The sequence below is a fragment of the Paenibacillus sp. MAH-35 genome, assembly GCF_058135425.1.
The window spans coordinates 35,870-56,478 of record NZ_JBYUPU010000035.1 but is presented as its reverse complement, the minus strand read 5'-3'; the positions used below and the strand labels follow the sequence as shown (position 1 = coordinate 56,478).

At 53.4% G+C, this 20,609-nt stretch carries 18 protein-coding genes and 1 riboswitch; of the genes, 8 read left to right on the top strand and 10 right to left on the bottom strand.

All coding sequences use genetic code 11. The annotated features are described in order from the left end of the window. Positions 1 to 24 precede the first annotated feature (24 nt). Positions 25 to 2,589: a chemotaxis protein CheW gene (locus tag AC3Y2E_RS26630; protein WP_379215854.1), complete on the top strand. Its 2,565-nt coding sequence runs from the start codon at positions 25 to 27 to the stop codon at positions 2,587 to 2,589. Between the two features lie 94 nt (positions 2,590 to 2,683). Here the strand turns inward: AC3Y2E_RS26630 and AC3Y2E_RS26625 are convergent, their stop codons facing one another. Beyond that, on the bottom strand, positions 2,684 to 3,673 hold the full coding sequence (locus AC3Y2E_RS26625; protein ID WP_379215851.1) for a LacI family DNA-binding transcriptional regulator: 990 nt from the start codon (positions 3,671 to 3,673) through the stop codon (positions 2,684 to 2,686). A gap of 340 nt (positions 3,674 to 4,013) precedes the next feature. On the opposite strand from AC3Y2E_RS26625, the gene AC3Y2E_RS26620 reads away from it, so the two are divergent. Both AC3Y2E_RS26620 and AC3Y2E_RS26615 read left to right on the top strand, forming a co-directional pair. After that, positions 4,014 to 5,330: an ABC transporter substrate-binding protein gene (locus AC3Y2E_RS26620; protein WP_379215848.1), complete on the top strand. Its 1,317-nt coding sequence runs from the start codon at positions 4,014 to 4,016 to the stop codon at positions 5,328 to 5,330. 81 nt (positions 5,331 to 5,411) lie between these two features. Continuing rightward, positions 5,412 to 7,646, top strand: coding sequence for a hypothetical protein (locus tag AC3Y2E_RS26615; RefSeq protein WP_379215846.1), 2,235 nt, complete (start codon positions 5,412 to 5,414; stop codon positions 7,644 to 7,646). A gap of 93 nt (positions 7,647 to 7,739) precedes the next feature. On the opposite strand, the gene AC3Y2E_RS26610 is transcribed toward AC3Y2E_RS26615, so the two are convergent. From AC3Y2E_RS26610 to AC3Y2E_RS26585, 6 genes are all read right to left on the bottom strand, one after another. Continuing rightward, positions 7,740 to 8,633 (bottom strand): C40 family peptidase, encoded by an 894-nt coding sequence (locus AC3Y2E_RS26610; protein WP_379215844.1) that lies wholly within the window; start codon positions 8,631 to 8,633, stop codon positions 7,740 to 7,742. 4 nt (positions 8,634 to 8,637) lie between these two features. Continuing rightward, positions 8,638 to 8,783: riboswitch (cyclic di-AMP (ydaO/yuaA leader) on the bottom strand. A gap of 280 nt (positions 8,784 to 9,063) precedes the next feature. Next, on the bottom strand, positions 9,064 to 9,594 hold the full coding sequence (locus AC3Y2E_RS26605) for a hypothetical protein (RefSeq protein ID WP_379215842.1): 531 nt from the start codon (positions 9,592 to 9,594) through the stop codon (positions 9,064 to 9,066). An 80-nt stretch (positions 9,595 to 9,674) separates the two neighbouring features. Beyond that, positions 9,675 to 9,800 (bottom strand): AgrD family cyclic lactone autoinducer peptide, encoded by a 126-nt coding sequence (locus tag AC3Y2E_RS26600; RefSeq protein WP_379215840.1) that lies wholly within the window; start codon positions 9,798 to 9,800, stop codon positions 9,675 to 9,677. A 6-nt stretch (positions 9,801 to 9,806) separates the two neighbouring features. After that, a complete protein-coding gene (locus tag AC3Y2E_RS26595; RefSeq protein WP_379215838.1) occupies positions 9,807 to 10,322 on the bottom strand; it encodes an accessory gene regulator ArgB-like protein in 516 nt (171 codons plus the stop codon). Between the two features lie 2 nt (positions 10,323 to 10,324). Continuing rightward, the gene (locus AC3Y2E_RS26590) at positions 10,325 to 11,038 is read right to left on the bottom strand and encodes a hypothetical protein (RefSeq protein ID WP_379215836.1); all 714 of its coding nucleotides are present in this window, start codon (positions 11,036 to 11,038) and stop codon (positions 10,325 to 10,327) included. 280 nt (positions 11,039 to 11,318) lie between these two features. Further along, positions 11,319 to 12,194: an AraC family transcriptional regulator gene (locus AC3Y2E_RS26585; protein ID WP_379215834.1), complete on the bottom strand. Its 876-nt coding sequence runs from the start codon at positions 12,192 to 12,194 to the stop codon at positions 11,319 to 11,321. A 214-nt stretch (positions 12,195 to 12,408) separates the two neighbouring features. Between AC3Y2E_RS26585 and AC3Y2E_RS26580 the strand changes: the two genes are divergently transcribed. From AC3Y2E_RS26580 to AC3Y2E_RS26565, 4 genes are all read left to right on the top strand, one after another. Next, the gene (locus AC3Y2E_RS26580) at positions 12,409 to 13,287 is read left to right on the top strand and encodes a phytanoyl-CoA dioxygenase family protein (protein ID WP_379215832.1); all 879 of its coding nucleotides are present in this window, start codon (positions 12,409 to 12,411) and stop codon (positions 13,285 to 13,287) included. Between the two features lie 188 nt (positions 13,288 to 13,475). After that, positions 13,476 to 14,015, top strand: a complete 540-nt coding sequence (locus AC3Y2E_RS26575) for a DUF420 domain-containing protein (RefSeq protein WP_379215830.1) — start codon at positions 13,476 to 13,478, stop codon at positions 14,013 to 14,015. Positions 14,016 to 14,172: 157 nt separating this feature from the next. After that, a complete protein-coding gene (locus AC3Y2E_RS26570) occupies positions 14,173 to 14,532 on the top strand; it encodes a PadR family transcriptional regulator (protein ID WP_379215828.1) in 360 nt (119 codons plus the stop codon). Continuing rightward, positions 14,519 to 15,538, top strand: a complete 1,020-nt coding sequence (locus AC3Y2E_RS26565) for an HAAS signaling domain-containing protein (protein WP_379215826.1) — start codon at positions 14,519 to 14,521, stop codon at positions 15,536 to 15,538. The genes AC3Y2E_RS26570 and AC3Y2E_RS26565 overlap by 14 nt, the downstream gene beginning before the upstream one ends. On the opposite strand, the gene AC3Y2E_RS26560 is transcribed toward AC3Y2E_RS26565, so the two are convergent. The 3 genes from AC3Y2E_RS26560 to AC3Y2E_RS26550 form a co-directional block, all read right to left on the bottom strand. Beyond that, positions 15,535 to 16,479, bottom strand: a complete 945-nt coding sequence (locus AC3Y2E_RS26560) for a helix-turn-helix transcriptional regulator (protein ID WP_379215823.1) — start codon at positions 16,477 to 16,479, stop codon at positions 15,535 to 15,537. The two genes, AC3Y2E_RS26565 and AC3Y2E_RS26560, sit on opposite strands and share 4 nt — an antisense overlap. A gap of 79 nt (positions 16,480 to 16,558) precedes the next feature. Continuing rightward, positions 16,559 to 18,097 carry an MDR family MFS transporter gene (locus AC3Y2E_RS26555; protein WP_379215821.1) on the bottom strand — a complete coding sequence of 513 codons (1,539 nt, stop codon included), beginning with the start codon at positions 18,095 to 18,097 and terminating at the stop codon, positions 16,559 to 16,561. A gap of 513 nt (positions 18,098 to 18,610) precedes the next feature. Beyond that, positions 18,611 to 18,790: a hypothetical protein gene (locus AC3Y2E_RS26550; RefSeq protein WP_379215819.1), complete on the bottom strand. Its 180-nt coding sequence runs from the start codon at positions 18,788 to 18,790 to the stop codon at positions 18,611 to 18,613. 247 nt (positions 18,791 to 19,037) lie between these two features. On the opposite strand from AC3Y2E_RS26550, the gene AC3Y2E_RS26545 reads away from it, so the two are divergent. After that, complete coding sequence (locus AC3Y2E_RS26545) at positions 19,038 to 20,570, top strand: helix-turn-helix domain-containing protein (RefSeq protein ID WP_379215817.1); 1,533 nt, start codon at positions 19,038 to 19,040, stop codon at positions 20,568 to 20,570. Positions 20,571 to 20,609: the final 39 nt, after the last annotated feature.

Genomic DNA, 20,609 nt, shown 5'->3' with positions numbered 1-20,609 from the left:
TATAAGCGAGAGGGGGCTAGCAGCATGACAGATCTGAATATGTCCGCTTATCTTGGCATTTTTATGGACGAGATGGACGAACAATCGCAAATTTTAAACGAACAAATTTTGGAGCTGGAACGCGACGGTACGAATATGGAGACGATCGGGCGTATTTTCCGCGCGGCTCATACGTTGAAGGGGTCTTCGGCAGCCATGGGGTTCGAACCGCTTAAGGAGCTGACGCACGCGATCGAGAACGTGTTCGACCTGATCCGCAACCGGCAGCTGTCGGTCAGCTCCGCCCTGGTTACCGTGCTGTTCCGGGCGATCGACTATATGAAGGTGCTCAAAATCGCCATTGTCGAAGACCGGCTGCACGAGACGAATATCGGGCCGCTCGTCGCCTTGCTGGAACAGGCGCGGGAGTCTACTCCTCCACAGCCGGAAGACGAGCCCGCGGAGCCGCCGGCTCCGACAGTGGCCTGGGACCCGGAACAATTGGACGCCCTGCCCTATTACCTGAATCGCGGGTATGACGCTTTCACCGTACAGATCAGGCTGGAGCCCGAGACGGAGATGAAACAGGCCCGGATGCTGATTATGTGCAACAGCTGTTCCGAGCTCGGACAGGTCGTTGCCGCCCAATTGCCCGAAGCCGGAGACGGCAACGATTCCGCCACAGAATTCGCCGTTCTGCTGGCTACCGAGCAAAGCGAAGCCGCCGTCTCGAACGCGATCCGCTGCATGTCGCATGTCCAATCGTTCTGGATCAGCCGGGCGGCCCAGCGGCAGATGTGCGAACCGCCGCAAGGGACGGACATTGCTGCCGACGTCCCCCCCCAAACGGAACCGATAGCGGCGGAACCGGCAGCCGCTCCGGCGGAAGGAGCGGCCCAGCCGAAAAGCGAGTCGAGGATTAAGGTCAACCAAACCGTTCGCGTCGATGTCGACCGGCTGGAGATGCTGCTTAACTTCGTCGGCGAGCTGATCATCGACAACACGCGGCTGATCGAAGTGAAGAACCGGCTCAGCCAGCAGTTCAAAGACCACGGGGACATCGCGGAGCTGGGCGATATCAGCAATCATTTGAACCGGGTCGTCGGCGAGCTTCAGGAAGGCATGATGAAGACGCGGATGCTGCCGATCGAGCAGCTGTTCAACCGGTTTCCGCGGATGATGCGGGATATCGCGATCCAGGCGGGCAAAGAAATCGACTTCGTCATGGAGGGCAAGGAAACCGAGCTGGACCGGACGCTGATCGAAGAGATCAGCGATCCGATCATTCATATTCTGCGCAATGCCGCCGATCACGGGATCGAAAGCCCCGAGGAGCGCGAACGGCTCGGCAAGCCGAGAAAAGGCAAGCTGCTGCTTAGGGCGGCCCATCAGGAAAATCAGATCGTCCTCTCGATCGCCGACGACGGGAAGGGCATCGATCCCCAGCGGATTAAGGAAACGGCGATACGCAAAGGGTTCGTCACCCGCGAGGAAACGGAGAGAATGACCGACAAGGAGCTCATCTTCCTCATCTTCCACTCCGGCATGTCGACGGCTGACAAGGTGACGGATCTGTCCGGCCGCGGCGTCGGCATGGATATCGTGCGTTCGCACATCGAGAAGCTGAACGGGCTGATCGACATCGACTCCACTCCCGGCGAAGGAACCGTTTTTACGATCAAGCTGCCGCTTACGCTGGCGATTATCCGTTCGCTGCTGGTGCAGCTCGGCGCAAGCACCTTTGCCATCCCGCTAGTCAACGTGCTCGAGATCGTCCGGCTGCAAACCGGCGATATTCAGACGATTCAAGGTCGCGAGGTGTGCGTCATCCGGGGAACGATCTTCCCGCTCGTCCGGATGCACCGCAAGCTCGGACTGGCAGAGACGGAATGCGGCTCGTCCGGCGACCGGCGGCTGATCGTCGTCGTGCTCGGCATCGCGGACAAACGGGTATGTCTCGTTGTAGACAAAACTCTGGGCAATCAGGAGATCGTTATCAAGTCGCTCGGCAAATTCGTCGGCGAAGTGCCTTACCTGGCGGGGGCGACTATTCTCGGCAGCGGGAAGGTCGCGCTTATTCTCGACGTCGGCTCCATCGTGAAGGATGAGGGCTCCCTGCTGCTCACCCGGAATCAGGAGGAACAACGGAAGGAATCGTCCCGGGAACGCGAGACGCAGCTGGTCACCTTCCGTGTCGATACGGAGCAGTATGCGCTCGATATCGCCAAGGTGAAGGAGATCATCACCGTGCCGCCCATCTCCAAATTGGTGGATGCCCCGGCCGGCATGCTCGGCATGATTAATCTGCGGGGAGCCGTACTCCCGGTCTACGACCTGAGACACAGCTTCGGCCTGGCCCGGCAGGAACCGAACGCCCGCTCGCGAATTATGGTGATCGAGTCCGGCCGGCGCGATGTCGGGGTGCTGATCGATCAGGTGATGGAAGTGCTGAAAGTGCGGCAGAGCGATATCGAGATCGCCTCGGAGCATACCGGGATGCAGCCAAGCAGACTGGTGCAGGGCGTGTACAAGCAGCAAGACAGCTTCATCGTCGTGCTGAACATCGACCGCGCCTTGCAGTCGGCGGAACCGGCTGCCGCTGTCCGCTAACGCCGCCTTCAAAGACAATAACCTGAAATTCAAACAAAAGGCCCTCCGCTTGGTTAAAGCGGCTGGGCCTTTTGCCGATTTTCTCAGGAGAAGCTCAGCGATTCTCCGCCGGAGGGACGGTAGAACCGCGAACGACGAGCTCCATATCCAGCGACACGGCGCTGGATGCCTCTTTCTCCGATTTGGGGGACAGCAGCTGTTCGATCGTTGTCCGGGCAAGCGACTCCAGATCGGGTCCAACCGTAGTCACAGGCACCTCGAGCGTCTCCCCCATCTCCGGAATGTTATCATAGGATACAACGGAAACATCATCCGGGATGCGAATGCCGTATGTTTTGGCGAAGCGGGCGAACCGGCACAACGTACCGTGAGATTCGACGATCACGGCAGTAGGCTTCGAGCCTGCTTTATTCCGTAACGCCTCCAGCAGTAATTCATCCGGGAACGGCTTGTATTTGCTCGCCATCACGATAAGCTCGGGCCGGTACTCCAGCTTGCAATCCAACATGCCCAGCGTGTAGCCGATCAGCTTTTCGTTTTTGACGCCGATAAAGACGATCGACCGGTGCCCGAGCTCGCTCAAATACCGGACCGCTTTGTGGATCGCTTCCTGCCGGTCTATTGCGATCGAGCGGGCCTGCTCCAGCGGCACCCCGCCCAAGGACAGCAGAGTCCCGTTGTATAACTCCCGCTCGTTGAGAAAATCCGGCGTCAGCAGCGTGCTGTGAAGCCCCCAGATCACCACATGCCGGATCGACAGCCGGTTCATATGATGGAGCGCTTTGTCCGGAACCGCTGTGGAGACTACGATCGAATACCCCAGCTTTCCCGCCTCTTTTTCCAAAGCGCCTACCGTATGGGGAAACGAAACTCCATTCGCCTGAGACCAAATGAGACCGATGCACTTGGGGGACGGCTCCGCCGCTCGCTTCGCGGACGGAAGCTTTACATAGTTCAGTTGTTCAGCGATTGCCTGAATTTTTTTGCGGGTCTGTTCGCTGACGCCGGCTTCCTGGTTTAGTGCTTTGGAAACCGTGCTGATCGTAACGTTGGCTGCCTTCGCTATATCTCGGATCGTGGTCATTGGGATCACCTTTTATTCCTTTTATACCTATTTACTATACATCAGCAAAAGAAAAAAAACATCCGAGAAGGAAACAAAAAGGAAATTTCCTTTTATTTTCACGCGCGCCGTCTCAAGCATACCCACCATGTACGACCTAAACCACGTCGTAAACTGTCTTTAAGGAAGAAAACTATTCATACATTTCACGAAAATAAAAAAGAAACAAAATGGAATATTGAAAAACAAAAAGAAAACATGTATAGTTTTCCTCAAGAGGCCCTACGCTCAATCTCAGGAAAGGAGGTTTCGTTTCTCAGTAAAGAAACCGATTTCTAAAAAAATTAGGGAGGTTGTACCAATGCCTAAAAAAGTTGTAACGACGCTTGCCTTACTCACCGCTCTGTCGGCCTTTACGGCTGCCTGTTCCGGCGAAAACGGGAAAAAGGATGCGGCAACAGAAGCCGCAGCAAACCAATTTAACCCGAACGCTCCAGCGGAGCTGGTCGTCTTTTCCCCTAGCGGCGCGACTGAAGAAAGCTTCAACACCCGCTACGGCGATTACTTGAAGAAAAAACTGCCGCACTATACGTTCAAATTCATTCAAAGCAAACAAGGCTCGACGCTGCCCGAGTTAATCGCAGCAGGCGAGAAAATTGACCTCCTCTATTACACGATCGGCAACTACGAATATTCGATCTCCCAATACAATCTGCAATACGACATGACCGAGCTAATCAAGACCAACAAGATCGACTTGAACCGATTCGAGCCGACTGTAATCGAAGCGATCAAACAAGTTTCCGACGGAAAAATGTATGCGCTTCCAGTCAATGTGTTTAATATGGTTTTGTATTATAACAAATCGATTTTCGATAAATTCGGAGTGCCTTATCCGAAAGACGGCATGACCTGGGAGGAAATGCTCGCTATCGCCAAAAAACTGACGAGAAGCGATAACGGCCAGCAGTACTACGGCTTCGCCTCCTCTCCACAGCACATCTTGCGGCTTAATCAATTTTCACTGCCAACGATCGACGTTACAACAGGCGCTCCGACCATCAACAAAAACGACAAGTGGAAACAGTTCTTTCAAACGGTCTTTATCGATCCTGCAGCGGATGAGGGCTACCGGTCCTTGAAAAAAATTCCCCCGCTGAACAATTTTACGAAGGAACAAAACGTGGCGATGTGGGCCTTCTTGTCCTCTCACATTTTCGGGGATATCAAAGATGTCAACTGGGATCATGTCGATATGGTGTCCCTTCCGACCTTCAAGGAACTGCCCGGAATCGGTTCGCAGGCTTATCCGTTATATTTCGGCGTTACGAGTCTGAGCAAAAATCCCGAAGCGGCTTTTCACGCGCTGATGCAATTAATCTCGGTCGAGTTCCAGACCGCCAGCGCCAAGCAGGGCAATATGCCGGTTCTTGTCGACGAGTCCATCCGGCAGCAGATCGGCAAAGAGGCCGAGTATCCGGATAAAAATTACAAAGCGCTGTATTTCCATACATTCGCGCCGATTCCTCCCAGACTCCCCTATGACGCGAATCTGGTCCCTACCTACACGGCGCAGACCAACCCGCTGGCGATGGGGACCGCGGATATTAACACGACCTTCCGAAAAATCGAGGAGGCGGCCCAGAAAGTCATTGACGATATACGAAAGACGAAATAGAAAAGCTTCTGCGTTCCGGCTCTAAAGAAATGCTTCTGAACGAAATTACGAAAGCGATTCCCATAAAGGAGCGTGTTCCATTTGTCCAATAAGAAGCGGCCCGACTCTCCCCAACCGTCCATGGCAGGCATAAGCAGGCGCAAGTTGATTACCTCCCTCGGTCTGGCGGGAGCGGCTCTGGCTGCCGGGGGAATGTATGCGAACGCTCTGGGTGATCCGATCACGGAATTGCCCGGCAGCAGGGGCAACGGTTCCGGTGTTGCCGGGCGCTTGCACAGAAGAAGCGGGGCCGGATTGTTGACGGAGCTGGCGAATGCGGATACGATCGACGACTTGCGCGATTTGAGCGGCATGAGCGACGGGGATACCGCCGTTATTACGTCGACCGGCCGCGCCGGCTTCTTTCGATGGAGTTCCGCCGATCTGTCTGCGAACGTCGCTGCTGATCCCCAATCCGGATTATATGTGGCGCCTGCCGGACAAACCGGAAATCTGGGAGCGTGGATTCGAATCATCGAGAACGGCACTTTGCTTCCGCAATATTTCGGGTTTCAGGAAGGAATGAACGCGTCCAACCTGGCTGCCCTGCAAGCGGCGATGAATGCGGCGGCGGCCATCGGGGCGGAACTGTTCGTACCTGCGGGAACGTACTACGGCAATCTGGAAACGCGTTCGTCGTTCTACGATTACGTGGTGACGGACTTGCCCGATCACTTGAAGCTGACCGGTACGCCGAATACGGTATTTACGAACTTTATTTTCAGGGCCCGGCTTCCCCGGAAAGAGAACATTCATCTGAGTACGTTCCGGTTCGGCCATGACTCGATCATGACGATCAGCTACTACCATTTCGACTTGAACGTGAAAAACTTGCGGGTGGAACATGTCGTACATTTCGACTCAACCGGCTCCGTCAGCCCCTGGATGTTCGTGCGCGAAGGCCCGACCGCTGAACAGCAGCCGGAGAACAACTGGTTCGTCAACTGCGTGTATCGGGACCGGACGAATATTCATATCTGGAACGGCAAACACATTTACTTCGTCAATTGCGACTTACGGAATACGGTGCGCGAAGACGGCATCGTGATCAAGACCCGGAAAGGCCGGGGCCCGTCCCACGACGTCCATGTGATCGGCGGGACCTATGATACGACGACCGGTCCGATGTCCATAGGGACGGAACTGGGCGAAGACGTGTACAACTGTACGGCTGGAGGCTGCACGCTCATTCGACCGGGGTACGTGGCGCTGCTGAAGCCAAACGACTCGGTCACCTCGATCCCGGAGCTTCGGGGCGGGAACATTTATGACATCACCTACCACGACATTCAACTGCGGGATGTGGACGGCGCGGAATGGATCGGCTTGACGCAAATCCGGGTCAGCGGCGGCTGCACCGTAGAACGGGTCGCGTTCTCGAATATCCGGGGCATCGTCCGGGCCCGCTCCGGCGCCGCCGATTGGCCGATGCTTTTGCTGGCCCAGGTGAACAAGAATTCCTCCGGTACGATACGGGATATTACGTTTGACGGGATCAGCCTGGCGGACCGTTATCCCGGAGCCCTTGCTCCCGGCGACACCGACATCCGCAACGAAATCGCCTCCGGTTATGCCGTGTCGACCTTGGTCACGGTGGACTCGTACACACGTTCGATTAACGCGTTATCGAACATTATAGTCCGGAACAGCTATTTCTCGGGCGTGTCCAGACACGGGATCGACTGTACGCTGCCAATCAGTTGGACCAATGTCACGATTGCCGACTCGTTATTTTCCACCCTTAGTCCGCGAGGACTGCTTCGGGTCGGTAAAGGCAGCGATGTGAAGGCCGAGGGCGTGCTTATTGCGAATTGCCTGGAGCCCGCCCGGCTGGTTCAGCGGGATTCGGCGGGTACCGGCACGTTTGAGGCGGTGCGTATGCCGTTATCCAGCCCGATCCGGGTACCCGCTCTGTCCAATTCCGCCGTTCCTGTGAAAGTGTTCGAAAAGACCACCGTGATCCTGCGGATTACAGCGGCACTGGACGACGGGGTGCCCGGCAGCGCAACCGACTATGCGGAGTGGAGATACGCCATTCGCCGGCCGGACGGTACCGTTACCGAGCTGCATGCGCCCAATCAGTACCGGCACACATCGGCAGGCATAGTAACGGGTGAAAGAATCGTAACCTGGGATGCGACGAATGCGCCGGGCCCGTCCAACCAGCTCATGTATGCCGACGCCGGAGATGTGCTTCTGGTAAGCAAAGTCGATATAGGAGCGGGCGCATCGATTCCTTCCGGCACCTATGTCGTTGCAGGAATCGAATTGGCTTGACGCCGGCAAAACAAATAACCTCCTTACCCACACCGATTAGGATGTGAGTATTGGAGGTTTTTCCATGGGTTTTGAGGTCCTGGCGCAGGTTCGTTACAGAATACGCTTGGCCCCGACATATTTCGGCCCCCAGTAGGAGCTGGTTAATGAATCGATCTGGGTTCCACGGGAAGTCGTTGCCGACACGAACTGGTCGTTGCCCAGATAAATGCCGACATGCGTCGTCACCCGGCCGATGTTGAAAAAAACCAGGTCCCCCTTCTTCAGTTCCGTTACCGGCTGACCCGAGTTGTGGAACATATCGCGGGAAGTTCGGGGAAGATCGACGCCGAACTGGTCAAATACGTAATTCACAAAACCCGAGCAATCGAATCCGCTCGGTGTCGTGCCGCCCCAAACATACCGGATGCCCAGCATGTTTTGCGCCGTATCCGTAATCCGGTCGACGACGGAAGGCGCAGGCGCAGCGGCTAGTGCCTGCACAACCGGAGGGGCATACCAGGCCGGAGCGTGGTACTGGCCGTCCTGACATAAAATCGCGATTCGGTTATCGTTATCCCACTGGATCATGATCCCGAGCGACTCCGATATGAATCGAACCGGAACAAATACCGTCCCGTCCCGGAACAACGCTCCGCTCGTCAGCGGTACGGCCTTTCCGTTTAGTTTGGCTTCGTTTGCTCCTGTGGTCAGTTCGACGGTTTTCTGCTTATCGCCTTTCACCGTGACATCCACTTGCCCGTTCTCCATCTCCCAGTCCATCTGGTAGCCCAGCGACTCGAGGACAGGCCGGATCGGCACGAACGTTTGCCCTTTGTCGTCTATGTAAGGTTGGGCTTCGGGGAACGGGATCAGCTGATCGTTAAGCTGGATCTTGACGCTCCGGTCTGCAGACGGGGTAGACGCGGATGCCGTTCCGCCATGTATAGCCGAGGCGGACATCCAAACAGCGCATGACAAAACAACGGTTTTCATCAAAAGCTTCAAACGGTTTTTCCCTCCTGGCGCCTCCGAGGTTAGCTGCCGGGTTAGGGAAGAGGAAACTCCCTTGTCCGCCAAAAGCGCGAACATTCACCCCAAAGTAAATCGTCCCCCGTACCGGATATTCGGTATATCCGGATTCGGCATATTTTGACCCCTCCTCCCTGTTTGACAACAGGTAAAAAAGGGTAAGTGGTTCGGGGTAAGGGTAGCATACCGTTTTTGACCGGGTCAACCCACAAAAACTTACAAAACCGATCGAACGCTTATAGGGAGCGGTTTCTTTCCTTTAAGCGATTGTAGTGGTCGAGCAGTTCTTTTTTGTTTTTTTGGTAGGTGATGTAGAGGGCTATGATGATCAGCGCAATGTAAATCACGTACAGATGCACTAATGATTTACTTTCACTAAAAGAGATGAATAACAGCTGTAAAACAGCTATGCACGGTAATAGGGCGCAAAGTAAATATACATCTTGGGCCCGAGTTTCCAGACTGCGGGAATTTCGCTTTTCAAAAAACATAAATCCGATTTTTTTGTTGTTAACCCATATGCAATCGATATATTCACAAGAAATGTTACAAGTTGGAACGACATCGCTACAACAAGAGAAGTCCCCATTTGTTCCGTGGATATATTTAGCAACAAGGGAGCAGCTACGACGAGGGCCGTTTGGATAATTCCAATCCCTAAGTAGCCAACTAAACAAACCATGACAGAGAAAATCAAGCGGATGTTAAAAATAAATTTCACCAGCAGAATGTATGCGGCTATTACGAAAAGAAAGGCTGTAGATTGAGCCATGCCCAAGTAATGTAATTGATAAACCGAAACGGCTTCCAAGGCGACGGCAACGATTAAAAGTCTCAACCCATTCTCAGCAACCGGCAACCGGAACATAGCGAACGTCAAGATACATAACCCGTAAAACTCTATGATTCCGAAAAAGATTCGAATCCATAACTCCAAATCGTCATCTTCCCCCTTATCTAACTCTTATCAACAAAAAACCCGAAACAATCGTTTCGGGGGGATTGTCAGTTACTACTTTATTTCTTCAACAATTCTGCCGGCACTTCCGGTTTGTGGATAAAGACTGCACAATACGGCGTTACAAAAAGAACCGCAAACATTGTCAAAAAACCAGAAGCCAATTGGGCTGCATAACGCTTCATTGAGAATCACCTCCTTTTTATGGGCAATACAAGCAGAGACTGTACTAACAAAGCTTTGGCTAAAGCATCTGAACTCCAGAAAAAATTACTGGCAACTATTAAAATCGCCACTGCTTTAAATAACATCGTCTTAGTTTGTGCAATTCTGTGATGCTCTTCAACTCTAGCTGGAGCAAACAAAACCACCAAAACTAAACTAGCTAGTGTCACCCAACTGGTGTACCCATAAATAGGAAGATGTGCAACAACCACTAGCACTGCTGTTGAGGCAGCAATACACCACTCTGATGTTGGCAAGTGTAAGCCTCCGCTAAAAAACCGAAGCAGAGCAAAACCAATTATTACAATTACCGCTTCATTAAATACACCTGTTATCATGCCGATGGACATAGTTAAAATTATTATAGAAAGCGCATTCAGTAAAATAATCAACGAGAATTTCATTACTTCGACGCTCGAGGTACGCTCAGGATTTGCTGTTTTAATTGAAACCGCGAGTTGCTTTGCTAAACGTTCTATCATTGTCATTTCTCCAATTTCTTTGTACGATCAATTTTTTCATCGATTTCTTTTTTGTTTTTTATGTAGGTAATCATTAAACCTACGGCAGCAATTACAATCAGACCGGTCAACACATAGATAAGTGAGAGGTTTTCTGTAAAAGAAATGATTGCTAGCTGAATAACACCTATCCCCATCATAAGAATAAATAAAAGTAATATATTATGCATTCGAGTTTTCTGGTTATTAAAGGAGATTCTCTTTCTAAAAAACACGAAACCTAGTTTTTTAATTGAGAGCCAATATACCAAAGCTAATACAACAATTAAACAAATAACTTGCATTAAAGATCGGTGCAGTGCTGATGAAATAAGTAATTCCGAGTTCGTTACTCCAAGCAGGGTCGCCACCATAATTAGAAATAATTGAATTACACTGAAAGCTATATACCCTAACAAACTTATAACGAAAGAAAACATTAGTTGAATATTAAATAGGAAGGAAACTAATAGCGTATAGGAAATTATTATAGAGAACATTGCACTGTTCCCCATATCTAAGTAATCCCTCTGAAATAGGGAAATCAACGTGACGACCAGTGAAACTATCGCCATCTTAGGGATGCTGTACCTAATCGGAATTCGGAACAAGGCAAACGATAAAACTACGATAGAAAAAAACTCCAGCGTCCCGAAAATCAGCTTTACTAACAGCTGTGTGTACTCGATGTCGATCAACCCCAAATTCTGTCTATGTTACGTATTTAATACGACAATAGTCGCTAAAACTCCTCTTTCTGCAATGCAAATTTTATCAAATAAATAAGCCAAATATCCCGGCTTTGTTACCTTCGTTTAGATCGTCCCATTCTTTCGCCCTTTTCTTATCTTATTAACCAAAAATCCGCATTTTCACCCACCCGTTACAAGCCATCTTTTCACTTCCCACGGCCTAGGCACAAGGGCGTAGTACTGCCCTCAGATCCCAACCCGGCACTGCCCACTTATTCTACTCCGTCTAGCAAGGCGACAGCTGCCGCCGCCGGTAAGTCTGCGGAGACACCCCGTACACGCGCCGGAACAGTCTGGCGAAGTAGGAAGGCTCCTCATAGCCCAGCTTCTCTGCGATCGTATAGATCGGCAGATCGGTCAGAGCAAGCAAGCTGCCCGCTTCTCGCATGCGCGCCGACAGCAGATAGCCCATCGGCGTCTCTCCCGTATGCTCCTTAAACAACCGGCACAAATAATTAGGCGTTACGTGCACCGACTGCGCCGCTTCTCCGAGCGTGACCGGCCGGTAGCGGTTCGACAGCAGGAAGTGCTTGGCCCGCTCCACCGTATCTTCTGCGGTATGTACCGTTTTTTCCGCATGTACGGCGTTGGCTACGATCGTTTCCACCCTGGCGAGCAGATCGATCACCTGAATGGCGAAATGGGCTCGAAGCTGCGGCAAGTCGTACAAATCGAGAATTCGCCGATAGCCTTCGTCCAGCATCGGCCGGAATCGGGCCGGCACGTCAAGCGGTGCGGAACGCAGCGATTCACTGATGCGAATCGACCGGTTCTCCTCGATCAGGTCGAACAAATTCACTTCCGCCGGCTCGTCGTCGGCGCCTCGCAGCACGAACGTGCTCTCCAGATTCAGCAGCGGCCCGCGCGTACCGAAGTGAAACTGGTGGGGCTCGTTCGGATTGACGATGTACAGCATGCCCGGCCCAACCTCGGAGGAGGTTTGCCCGACCGTAAACATGCCGTTTCCCTCCAAAATATACATGATATGAAAAACGGGATGGGCATGCATCACCCCTTTCACATCGTGCCGGCCGCTCATCAGGTTCGTCGTCACATGATCGATTCCATAAGATCTCCCGCCCGCCATCAGCCGGACTTCCATCCGCCTCTCCCCTTTCCAGCGCTCGTCTGGGCCGCACTCGCGTAAGGTATAGTTTCGATGACCGGTTCTGTTTTCCTCCCAGACTTGCCCGCAATCGGGACGGTAGAGCCGACAGGATAATATCGTGCAGGTTCCGGGATAGATTGTTCCTACAACAGACCGGGCCGATTTTTTATACTGAGGGGGAAACGAACCACCTATAGGAGGAATCGGAATGGCGTTAACGCTTGAGCAAATCATCGACTTTCAAACCAACGGTTATGTCATCGTAGAGGATGTGCTGACAGAGGACGATCTGGGGCCGGTTATCCGCGAAATCGAACGATTGATCGATGAACGGGCGCGTGCTTATCATGCGGACGGGCGGATTACGGAGCTGCATGAAGACGAACCGTTCGAGCGCCGGTTTGCCCTGCTGCATGCCCAATGTCCGGACATCAACCGCGGCTTCGACATTATGCAGCTGCTGGGGCGCGAGATGTTCGCCTTTCTGACCAATCAGCGGCTGCTCGATATCGCCGAATGTTTGCTCGGACGGGAGCTGTCCTGCAATCCGATCCAGCACTTGCGGTCGAAAATGCCCTGGAAAGGCGAGGGCGAGCAGTCAGCCGGCATGGAGAACGTCCCTTGGCATCAGGATGCCGCCGTTACGTCCCCCGATTCGGAGGCGTCCGAAATTATTACGTTCTGGCTCCCTCTGGTCGACGCGACAAAGCAAACCGGCTGCATGGAGATCATACCCGGCGCTTTTAAAGGCGGCTATCTGAAGCATCAGGCCGAAGGCGGCACCACCATCGTCAAGGAGCTACTGCCTTCCGATCCGCCGATTACCGCGGAGTGCCGCAAAGGCGGGATCGTCATCATGAACAAATATACGCCGCACCGGGGAACGTCCAACCGTTCGGATATCGTGCGCTGGTCGCTCGACCTCAGGTATCACAAAACCGGCGCCGCCTCCGGCCGCGACTTCCATCCTTCGTTCGTCGCCCGCAGCGCCAGCCGTCCGGAGAGCGTACTGAACGACCACGAAGCCTGGCGCGCGATGTGGAAAGAAGCGCTTGCGAAGCCTTCGCAAAAAGCCCACCGGGTGTAACGGCGGCAAACCGTGCCCTTCGCCCCAGGCATCCTTAAGCTCCGGCAGCCGCTCCTCGCGGCGACCGGAGCTTTGCTGTTTTTGCAGCCCGCCAACGTTCACAGAAGCGTCGTTGACACGGTCCAGGCACAAGTTTAAGATAACGGTAACCGGCCATCAGGACCGCTCACTTGGAAAGGAGCCCGGACATGAAACGATCGAAAAACGCCAGTCAGGAGCGCTTGATTACGATTATCGTCGTCGCTTTGACCGTGATCATTAACGGTATCGTGCTTGCTTTGCTGTTTATGCCGCAAATGGGCGATGCCAGTAAAGATTACACGTATTTGCCCAAGTTTAACGCGATACTCAACGGGTTCACCTTCGTGTTTCTCGTGTTGGCGCTAATCATGATTATCCGTAAAAATATCGTCTGGCACCGCAACTTTATATTTGCCGCTTTTACATCGACCGCGTTCTTCCTGGTGTCGTATCTTACCTACCACTCCTTGTCCGAATCGACTTCGTACGGCGGCAGCGGGGTGCTGGCGGGTATCTATTACTTCATCCTGATCACGCATATCGTACTGGCGGCCGTCATCGTGCCCCTTGCTTTGTTTACGCTGGCCCGGGGTCTTCAAATGAACGTGCCGAAGCACCGCAAGCTGGCCCGGTGGACGATGCCGATCTGGCTGTATGTCAGCTTGACGGGCGTGCTCGTCTACTTGATGATTTCGCCTTATTATTGAATATGCGAGTAGGAGAATCCATCCCTTCGTCAGATCGTTAACCGATCCGACGGGGGATTTTTTTATGCGAACATCAATAATATTATGAAATAGATGATATTATACTATTTACAATAGTGTGTGTCGTACAGTATGATAACAACAGGAGCTGATACCAATGAAGGAACTTACGGAGACGATTAACGGATTAACCCAAGAGCTTCGGCGAGGAACGATTATTATCGGCGTGCTCAGTTTATTGTCCGAACCGCAGTACGGCTATTCGCTGGTTACCGTGCTGGAGGAGAACGGGATTAACGTCGACCCGGGCACCCTGTACCCGCTCTTGCGCCGACTCGAGAAGCAGCAACTACTTGAGAGCAGCTGGGACACGAATGAAGCCCGCCCCCGGAAATATTATGTGCTCAGTCCCGCCGGGAAAGAAGTGTACAAACAGCTTTGTCTGGAATGGAAAAACCTGAGCGTCAGTATCGAAAGCTTGATTGGCGGAGGAGGAAACAACGATGGAATTGGTTAAAAGATACATCTATGCAGTAACGCACAAGCTGCCTGAGGCGCAGAGAGCGGATATCGAGAAGGAGCTTCACGGATTAATCGAGGATATGCTGGGGGAGCGTGTCCAGGACGGGGAGCCGACGGTGAAGGATGTGGAGGAAGTCCTCCTCGAGCTGGGTCATCCGCGCAAGCTGGCCGACCAGTACCGGGGATATAAGCAGTATCTGATTAGCCCGGCACTGTTCCCGACCTATATGTCGATTCTCAAAATCGTTCTGTTCGCAATCGGAATCGCCATGACCGCCGTATTCGGCATCGAGACGTTTATGGACCCGGCCAACGTGCTCGACCATTTTGTCGGCAATCTGGTTTCTTTCATTAATGCGTGCTTTCAGGGCTTCACCTGGGTCACGGTGGTCTTCGGCTTTATCGACTATGCCGGTGTCCGCAAGGAGAAGCTGGGAATCAAAGAAGACGCGGCCTGGAAACCTTCCGAGCTGCCTCCCCTGCCCGATTCCCGGACCCGGATCAGCCGCGCCGATCCGATAGCCAGCATCATCTTTACGATCCTGTTCACGGTGTTGTTCACCTTTTCTATCGGACTGCTCGGCGTCTGGAGGTTTCCGGGCGGCGACTCGTCGATCGTGGTGCCTTTCTTCAATGAAGAAGTATTCCGTACGTTTCTTCCGTTCATCTGGGCTTTGGTCGCCGGGAGCGTGCTGCTGGATTGCGCCAAGATCATCTTCGGCAGATGGACCACCAAGCTGATCGCCGCCGATATCGTGATTCATCTGCTTCATTTTGTGCTTGCCTTGGCGATGTTCTCCGACACGGCGATCTGGAATCCCGGCTTCTTGGAACAACTGGCGGGCAGCGGGTTGGCGCCGATCGGCAGCGAAGCTTACGAGTTGGCGAGCTCCATTTGGAATCGGGCTAAGGAGAGCTTGCTTTCTCTGATCGGGATCGTCGTTGCCGTTCAAGTGATTGCTTCGGTTGTAAAAGGCTACAAGATTAAAGACGTTTGCTAGGAGGATGGATATAAAGCCGCTATTTCGAGCGCCGTGCGGCGTACGGCTGCGGCCAGATGGGCAGGCTCCAGTATAAGCACTTCGGTACGGAACCGGAGCAGGAACCCGATCATCCACTTTTCGTCAGGCAGGGCAGTCCGGACCAGGAGCGATCCGTCCGGCTGCTTTTCTATTTCTTTCTCGTCGAAATAGTCCGATGCATGTACTTTGGATTCTCCCGTAAACCGCAGAACAAGATCGACCGTACGCTCGGTCCGGGGCGCCGTCCACCGCTCGTTCAGCATCGACAGCGTCATCGCCCGGCGCTCGAACGATTCCGGCTGAACCTCCAACGTCCGGATGCGGGACAGCTTGAAGATCCGGTAATCCTCGCGGCTTAAACAATAACCGTGTAGATACCAGGCGTAGTTTTTGAGCGCGAGCCCCATCGGCTCGATGAGGCGCTCGGTCTCTTCCCCTTTCCCGTCGGTGTAGGCGAAGCGGATCAGCTTTTTGTCTTGGACGGCTTTTTGCAGCGATTCGTACTTGGTCCGTTCCGCCCCGTTATTTCTCCAGGGGGTCAGATCGATCAGAATCTGGTCGCCGTCCGCGAACCGGTCCTGCTCCGCTTGCGACACCAGCGCGCCGACCTTATCGAGCAGCCGGTCCATATTGGCGGGGGTCGGCGCCTGCGTCGACTGGAGACCCCGCAGGGCGGTGCATAACACGATCAGCTCATCGAGCGACAACATTTGACGATCCAGGCGAAAGCTCTCCATAATTTCATAGCCGCCTTCCGTTCCCGTATAGGACACGATCGGAATGCCCGCGAGGCTGAGCGACTCCAGGTCGCGGTATATCGTGCGCAGCGATACTTCCAGCCGCTCGGCAAGCTCCTGCGCCTGCACCCGTTTACGGTTCAGTAATAAGATGGTGATGGCCATCAGCCGTTCCAGTTTCATTCAGCGAACCTCCAGCTTCGGAGAATAGTACATTCATCATACCTGATTTTCCCCGACAGCTGTATGTCAGGATCGGGTCTTAATGCGAAGCGGCGTATTCGTCCGCCTGCGAGGACGGATCGAGCTTCTCCCGGCTCATGATAAACGCCGCGGCCACCGCGAGCACGGCAGGGATCAACGTCCAGGCGAACGTCGAAGCGATCGAGGAAGACAGTCCTTCGGTGATCAGGCTGAGCGCCTTCTGGTCCATCGTCTGGCGAATTGCGGGATTCAGCAGCACATACGGATCGCCGAAGTTGATACCTGCCGGCATATTCGCCGCGTCGCCGCCCCCGAATGCGCTCGTCAGTTTGTCCGTGAGCGAATGGCTTTGGATGATGCCGAAAATCGTAATGCCGAGCGTCATGCCGAGCGAACGGTTGAAGTTCAGCGTCGACGTGGCGGCTCCCCGCTGTGCGGCCGGGAACGTATGGATCGCGGCGCTGCTGAGCACCGAGAAGGACGCTCCGATGCCGAGTCCCACCAGAATCATATATATCGTCATCAGGAACCGCGGCGATTCCGCCGACATCGCAGCCAGCAGCGCAATCCCGCCGACCAGAATCACGAGCGTCGGAATCAGGATCGTCCGGTACGGCAATTTGGACATGAGAAATCCGCCTACCGTCGCCGTCACTACCGAGCCGACCATCATCGGAAGCAGGACAAGCCCCGCGTTCGTCGCCGTGCCACCCAGCACACCCTGAATATAAATCGGGATGAACATCGAAGCGGTCATAAACGAAGCTCCGCTAAGCATCGCGACCAGGTTGCTCGTCGTATAGAGACGGCTGCGGAACATCCGGAACGATAGGATCGGTTCTGCGGCTCTTTTCTCAACAACGACGAGCAGTACGGCGAGAACCACAAATCCCGCGAACAAGCCCCCTATTTGCGGCGACCCCCATGCGTATACTTTGCCTCCCAATTCGATCGCGAACATGAGACACACAATCGCACCTACCAGCAGAAAGGCCCCCATGAAATCGATCTTTTGCTTGGAATGCTCTTTAGACTCTTTGTAGAAAAACGCGATGAAAACGAAGGCGATCAAACCGAGCGGCAAATTGATGTAAAAAATCCATCCCCAATGAAGGGAGTCGGTGATGTAGCCACCAAGCAGCGGAGCCGCAATGCTGGACAAGCCGAACAAAGCACCGAACATGCCGGTCATCTTGCCGCGGTGCTCGGGCGCCACGACGTCGAACATAATCGTGAACGCAATCGAAACCATCGCGCCGGCGCCGATTCCTTGAACCGCTCTATAGAGGCTGAGCTGCACGATCGATTCCGCCATTCCGCATAAAGCGGAGCCGATCATAAAGACGATAATCCCGAATACGAAAAACCGTTTGCGCCCGTACATATCGGATAGTTTCCCGAAGATCGGCATGCCCGCCATCTCCGCAATCATATAAGCGGAAGTAGCCCAGACGAATTTGTCGAGACCTCCGATCTCCCCAACGATCGTCCCCATCGCCGTCGCTACGATCGTGTTGTCCATCGAGGCCATCAGGATGGCGAGCAGGAGCCCTGCGATGATCACGCTCAGATTGTTTTTTGCTTTCGTTTTGTTCATTGGAATTGTACCGTTCCTTTCCTCGTTCCAAGTATGGTTAATTCGAATCTGTAATCATCATAACGTTTCGTTGTTGACAACTGTGTGTCAGGAACGAAATCCCGAAATCCGAACCGGAAAAATATTTGGGTTGACTACGACGATATAAGTTGAACTAATGAAAAATGACGTCCATTCCGTTCCGAAAAAAATTGCTTGAAGCTTCAGACATCTTGTTTGGAGTGTCTCGGATTGGATTGGCCTTCGGATTGTTGACACTCCAAGCTTATCCTTCCGATGCCAGTTTTCTGACGAAAACTCTTAGCTTTCAAGCTAATTTCTTTCCCCACTACATTCAGCTTAACCATGGAGTTTATTTAGTTCAGCTTATATAGAACGACAAAAGCTCCCATCCCGGAATGGAAGAGGAGCTTTGCTGACGGTACTATTACTCTGTTGCTTGATAACGGCCCATGAAAGCAATTCTCGGATATGTACATGGCCTGCGACGCAACGATTCCGCTTACCTTCCCGTCACCCGGCATCCTCGCAGACGTCCGTCCCGTTCCCTTCCGGCAGTCCGCTTGGACGGGTCCGGTTCGGCCGGGCACTCTCGTCCTTCTGCTGAGACAATGACTTGCGAATTTGTTCGAGGACAGACGGCTCCAAGCCTAACTGTTCCATTACTTTCACGATATCGATTTCCGTTTTCATACCGATCCGTTTCTCTCCTTCTTATCCGCGTCAGGACAAACACCCGCTGGTTGTTTATCCCATTTTAACAAATCAAAAGGATCCCACCTATTATCCCTTCGGATACATTTCGCGCTCCGGCCGATTTTGAGCTACGCAGCCGCCGTTCAAGATCAACAAGAATGGTTGCGCCCGACAAGACGGTGTACTACAATTGTAAATGAAAATCATTCTCAATCGCACTATGAAAATAGGAGTTGATCGGTTTATGAATCCAACTCGCAACCCGGCACAAGTTGTAGATATCGAAGATATGCGTCTGCTATCCCTAACGGGGAGCTGGGTGCAGCCTGGCGACGGCTCGCATCATATGCTCTACGTTTTGGAGGGACGGGCGTTGTTTCGCTCCCCTTCCTTCGACGGCCTGTTAAATGAAGGCGAGATCGCGGTCCTGCCATCAGGCGTGGGACAATTTTCGGTCACCCCTGTAACGGAGCCGACTTCGGCTTATTATATACGCTTCGCCGCCGCCCATGTGGCCAGAGAGTGCAGCCGTTGGAGCATCGAGGACGCTTCGCCTGCCGTGCAGGGGATCGTCCGCGTTCAGCCGATGCCTCTTATCCGGCACAAGTTTGAGCATTTGCACCGATTGTGGATGGCTAATAGCCCGGGCTCCTCAGTTGCGCTGCAGATCGGCTGGCTGGAACTGTGGGAGACGATCCGCAAAGGAATGGCCGCAGAAGAACCGGGTCTCGATTCGATGCTGCAGGACATGGTTCATCATATGGACCTGCACAGCGAAGAGGAATTTCAGGTCGAGCGGATGGCCCGTCATTCCGGCGTGACGCCGGCTGTATTTTATAAACGGTTTAAACAATATACGTCGTTAACTCCGCTGCAATATATAACCCGGAAGCGGATGGAGAAAGCGCGCCAGCTGCTGGTTCGGGAAGAAGCCAATATACGCGAGGTGGCGAGCGAGATCGGCTACCCGGATGTATACTACTTCAGCCGTATATTCAAAAAGGCGGTAGGCATTCCGCCTTACCGGTATCATCAGCTGCTCAGACGGAAAATCGCCGTCACGAGCCCTCCGCTCTATGACAACCTGCTGGCGCTGGGCGTACCTAGAGAGAAGCTGATCCCGTTCTGGAACCGGGACGAGCAGAAAAATCCGTACCGGCAGCACGATACGGTCGGCCTCGAGCTGAACCGGCTGCTCAAAGAGAAGCCCGAGCTGATTATCGGCACGGACAAGGCAGGCCCGTTATCCGACAAGCTGGCCGATATCGCGCCGCTGAAGACGATTCAGTTCAAACCTTACTCCTGGCGCGAACATCTGCGGGAATTGGCCGCTATCCTGGACGTGAATGAAGTGGCGGAATATTGGCTCTATTATTACGAGCGAAAAGCGGACGCCGTGCGCGAGCGCATCCATCAGCAGCTCGGCGAGCAGACGGTGCTGGCTGCGCTGATGTACGACCGCAATATCCGGGTATACGGCAAAAGCCGCCGCAAAATCGGACGTCTGCTGTATGACGACCTTAAGCTGAACGCGCCGACCGGGACCGACCAATTCGTATTCGCCGATATACAAAGCTTAACGGAATTAAACGAGTTTAAAGCGGATCATATCCTGCTCTTCGGAGATCCCGCGGGCCGGACAGACCGTCACGTTCCGATCTCCGGACGGGTGCACCATGCCTCCGTCTATCCTTGGCTGCATTACTCCGCCATCGGCCATGAACGGTCGATCGAGCAGGCGCTGCTCTACTTCTCTCCGGAGCATGCGGGACGATAGGAATGTGCATCCATATATTTAGGATTTGCCATTTTTAAT

Coding starts and splice junctions, on each gene's coding strand:
- AC3Y2E_RS26630 (WP_379215854.1), top strand. CDS start 25: ATGACAGATCTGAATATGTCCGCTTATCTTGGCATTTTTATGGACGAG.
- AC3Y2E_RS26625 (WP_379215851.1), bottom strand. CDS start 3,673: ATGACCACGATCCGAGATATAGCGAAGGCAGCCAACGTTACGATCAGC.
- AC3Y2E_RS26620 (WP_379215848.1), top strand. CDS start 4,014: ATGCCTAAAAAAGTTGTAACGACGCTTGCCTTACTCACCGCTCTGTCG.
- AC3Y2E_RS26600 (WP_379215840.1), bottom strand. CDS start 9,800: ATGAAGCGTTATGCAGCCCAATTGGCTTCTGGTTTTTTGACAATGTTT.
- AC3Y2E_RS26595 (WP_379215838.1), bottom strand. CDS start 10,322: ATGATAGAACGTTTAGCAAAGCAACTCGCGGTTTCAATTAAAACAGCA.
- AC3Y2E_RS26585 (WP_379215834.1), bottom strand. CDS start 12,194: ATGGAAGTCCGGCTGATGGCGGGCGGGAGATCTTATGGAATCGATCAT.
- AC3Y2E_RS26580 (WP_379215832.1), top strand. CDS start 12,409: ATGGCGTTAACGCTTGAGCAAATCATCGACTTTCAAACCAACGGTTAT.
- AC3Y2E_RS26575 (WP_379215830.1), top strand. CDS start 13,476: ATGAAACGATCGAAAAACGCCAGTCAGGAGCGCTTGATTACGATTATC.
- AC3Y2E_RS26570 (WP_379215828.1), top strand. CDS start 14,173: ATGAAGGAACTTACGGAGACGATTAACGGATTAACCCAAGAGCTTCGG.
- AC3Y2E_RS26565 (WP_379215826.1), top strand. CDS start 14,519: ATGGAATTGGTTAAAAGATACATCTATGCAGTAACGCACAAGCTGCCT.
- AC3Y2E_RS26560 (WP_379215823.1), bottom strand. CDS start 16,479: ATGAAACTGGAACGGCTGATGGCCATCACCATCTTATTACTGAACCGT.
- AC3Y2E_RS26555 (WP_379215821.1), bottom strand. CDS start 18,097: ATGAACAAAACGAAAGCAAAAAACAATCTGAGCGTGATCATCGCAGGG.
- AC3Y2E_RS26550 (WP_379215819.1), bottom strand. CDS start 18,790: ATGAAAACGGAAATCGATATCGTGAAAGTAATGGAACAGTTAGGCTTG.
- AC3Y2E_RS26545 (WP_379215817.1), top strand. CDS start 19,038: ATGAATCCAACTCGCAACCCGGCACAAGTTGTAGATATCGAAGATATG.